The sequence below is a fragment of the uncultured Campylobacter sp. genome (assembly GCF_938045595.1).
Classification (GTDB): Bacteria; Campylobacterota; Campylobacteria; order Campylobacterales; family Campylobacteraceae; genus Campylobacter_B.
In genome coordinates, this window is record NZ_CALIBB010000034.1 from 1 (window position 1) to 3,710 (window position 3,710).

Sequence of the window (3,710 nt, forward strand, 5' to 3'; positions counted from 1 at the left end):
CAAGGTGATTTACGCCCTTGATGCTGGCGCGCTGATCGCAGGCACTACGCTGCGCGGGGAGTTTGAAGAGAGGCTAAAGGATCTCATAGACGAGTTTAGCGCTAATCAAAACGCGATTTTATTTATCGATGAAATTCACACGATCGTTGGCGCAGGCACGGGCAATCGCAACGAACTTGATATGTCAAACATCCTAAAACCTTCGCTTGCAAGCGGCGAGCTATCGGTCATCGGTGCTACTACATACGGCGAATACCGCTCGTTTTCGCAGGATAAAGCGCTTAGCCGCAGGTTTTGTAAGATCGATGTAAGCGAGCCTAGCATTGACGATAGCGTCGAAATTTTAAAAGGCGTAGCCAAAAAATATGAGGAATTTCACGGCGTAAAATTTAGCGACGAAATTTTGCGTGATAGCGTAACGCTTGCTAAAAAATATCAAAGCGATAAATTCCTTCCCGATAGTGCCATTGATCTCATCGACGAGGTGGGCGCTAGCTTTGCGTTTAAACCGCACGAAGCTCCGCTTGAAATCAGCAAGGACGATTTGGTAAATACGCTTTCGATTAGCGCGAATATTGCAAATTTAAGTAGTAGCGTCGATAATAAACAGGTACTAAAAAATCTGGAAGCCAATATCAAGCGTGAAATTTTCGGTCAAGACGAAGCGGTTAGCAGCCTTTGCAAGGCACTTTTGCGCTCTTACGCCGGGCTTGGAGGCGCAAGCTCCCCAATCGGCGTATTTTTGTTCGCAGGTAGCAGCGGTGTGGGCAAAAGTGAGTTAGCTAAGGTCTTAGCCGCGCAGCTTGGAGTGCATTTTGAGCGCTATGATATGAGCGAGTATATGGAAGCTCACAGCGTCTCAAGGCTCATCGGCGCACCTCCCGGATACGTGGGCTTTGAAAACGGTGGAATTTTAACGAATAACATCAAAAAGCACCCTTACAGCGTCATTTTATTTGATGAGGTGGAAAAAGCTCATCCTAGCATGACGAATATTTTTTTAGGAATTTTCGATAACGCAAGTCTTACCGATAACAACGGCGTTACGACCGATTTTAAAAATACGATCATAATAATGACGTCGAATTTAGGCACGAAAGAAGCGCCGCAGGTTGGATTTACGAAGGACGAGAGCTATAAAGTAGATAGCGCCATAAGAAGCTTTTTTGCGCCGGAATTTCGTAACCGCATCGATAAAATCATAAATTTTAACCGCTTAAGCGGCGAAATTTTAGAAAAGATCGTGGATAAAACTATCGGCGAGCTAGAGTCGCAGCTAAAAAACGTAAAGATTAGTCTAAACAAGGAAGCAAAAGATTTGATTATCTCGCGCGGCTATTCGGACGAGTTTGGCGCGCGAAATTTAAAGCGCGAGATCAGCTCTCAGATCAGCGATCATATAAGCGGCGAGCTGCTTTTTGGCGCGCTGCAAGAGGGCGGCTTAGTTAGCGTGAGCGTAAAAGATGGCGAGCTAAGCTTTAGCTTTGCTTCTACGCCTTTGCCGCAGATAGAAAAAAAGCAACCAGCACTAGCTCAAAGCAGTGTCGTTAAATAATGGCTCGGTTTTACGATTTTCCAGATCCTATGGATGCGCCCGATTTTGCGCCGCTTGCAAGTGGCGGCGATCTGAGCGAGGATTGCTTGCTTAGCGCTTATAGCGCAGGGATATTTCCGTGGTTTAACGAGGATGAGCCGATTTTATGGTGGTCGCCCGATCCGCGCGCAGTGCTTGATCCGCGTGAAGTGCGTGTGCAAAAGTCCATTAAGCCCTATCTTAAGAGATATGACGTTAAATTTGACGCGAATTTTAAGGGCTTCATCGAGCGCTGCAAAGACGTACGAAAAAAAGAGAGCGACGGCACGTGGATCAGCGAGCAGATCGTGCAGGCTTACTCGCGTTTGGCAGCAGACGGCTACGCTCACAGCGTCGAGACATACGAAAATGGCGAGCTTGTGGGTGGGCTATACGGGCTAATTTTTGGGCGTGTGTTTTGCGGCGAGAGCATGCTGAGCCTAAAGAGCAACGCTTCGAAAGTCGCGCTGATTAGGCTTTGTGAGGTGCTTGCAAATTTCGGCTTTCTAATCGATTGTCAGATTATGAACGAGCATCTGAAATTTATGGGTGCTAAAGAGATGCCGCGAGCGGAATTCCTCGCTCTATTTGCTGAGCTTAGTGTGCAAGATAGCGGCTTTGAGCGCTTCGCGGATCTTAAAGTTCCGCGCGGAGCGCAGCATTGAGTCAAAGCTTGAGATGCAGCAGCGTAAAAAATGCGCGGAATTTAGAATTTTAAAGAAATAAGATGTGGCAAAGAGATAAAAGCTCCTCGGTCGGTATGATTATCGTGATGTTTATATTCGTGCCGGCGGCGCTTTTCGTATTTTTGGCGATTTTATATTTTTGGGGCAGCACTGAGCGCAAGCTACCGCGCCTAGATGTCAATGAAACCAACAGCGCGATCCGTGGCGCGATAATCGCAAAAGATAATTATGTCGCGGCAAATTCCGTCAAACTCTACAAAGTTAGCGTCGATGCACGCAGCATCGATAAAAACAAGCTTGATCTTTTCGTGCGGCTTTATTGCATCTATACGGGCGATAGCGAAAAGCGTGTCAAAAGCGCGATCGAGGGCTCTGGCGGCACGACCGTGCTGTCGTATAAGATCGACGCCAAAACCGCCGTGCATCTAAAAGAGCTTGCATATAAGCTAAATTTAAAAAAGGTATTCGTTAGCTTTATGGGCTCAAACGGCAGGCTAAATCCGCCTATCCGCATGAGCGTGACCGAAAGCGGCGAAAAGCGCAGTTACAATGTCGGCGATTCGCTCACTCCGTTAATCGGCTATATCAATAAAAAAGAGGTTGATGGTATCACCAAGGTTAGCGGAATTAAGGGGATCGAGAAGTACTATGAGTATTATCTAGCGCCGGTTAGAGATGAGTTTATCGTGGGCCCGCGCGATATCGGCGGCAACATCATTCTAGAGCGCAGTAGCAAAAAAACGGGCAGGATCGACGGCTACAATGTCCGCCTAAGCGTGCCACTAACGCTGCAAAGAAAGATAGAGCGCCTAAGCGATGAGGGCGCTGATAATTACGATGCGCGAGAAATCGTGGTGGGCATTATGAACTCCAAAACGGGCAAAATTTTATCCCTCGCGACCAATGCCCGCTATGATCCCTCAAACATCACAAAAAACGATCTTAAGAATTTAAATTTTACCGCGAGCGAATACGCCTACGAAGTGGGCTCGATTATGAAGCCGATAATTTTCGCAATTGCCTACGACGCCAAAGCCGTCAAACCGGGAGAGATCATCAACACCTATAACGGCAGCTATAAGCTTGGTACTCGCACGATCCGCGACACGCACCCTGCTAAGCAGATGAGCGGCGAGGAGATCATCATCCACAGCTCAAACATCGGAATGATTAAAATTTCAGAGCGGCTGGAGGGGCAGGCTATTTATGATGGGCTTATGAACTTTGGTATGTCGCAAAAAACGGGTATCGATCTGCCGTATGAGCAAAGCGGAAATATCCCAAGCATCAAAAGCCTGAATAATAAAATTTACAAAGCCACGATCAGCTACGGCTACGGTGCGCAGATGACCTTCCTTCAGATGCTCAATGCCTATACCGTCTTTAACAACGGCGGCGTCATGATTAGCCCGCGCCTAGTCGAAAATCTAGAAAATAACGGCAAAACTTAC

3 protein-coding genes are annotated in these 3,710 nt (G+C 47.3%); all 3 read left to right on the forward strand.

The genetic code is table 11. From position 1 onward, the window contains the following. On the forward strand, positions 1 to 1,555 hold a 1,555-nt coding region (locus Q0340_RS01460), incomplete at its 5' end, for an AAA family ATPase (protein ID WP_298081862.1). Next, positions 1,555 to 2,238 carry a leucyl/phenylalanyl-tRNA--protein transferase gene (aat, locus tag Q0340_RS01465; protein WP_298081863.1) on the forward strand — a complete coding sequence of 228 codons (684 nt, stop codon included), beginning with the start codon at positions 1,555 to 1,557 and terminating at the stop codon, positions 2,236 to 2,238. The genes Q0340_RS01460 and aat, both read left to right, overlap by 1 nt. A 62-nt stretch (positions 2,239 to 2,300) precedes the next feature. Next, positions 2,301 to 3,710: penicillin-binding transpeptidase domain-containing protein (locus Q0340_RS01470; RefSeq protein WP_298081864.1), on the forward strand; the 1,410-nt coding region annotated here is incomplete at its 3' end.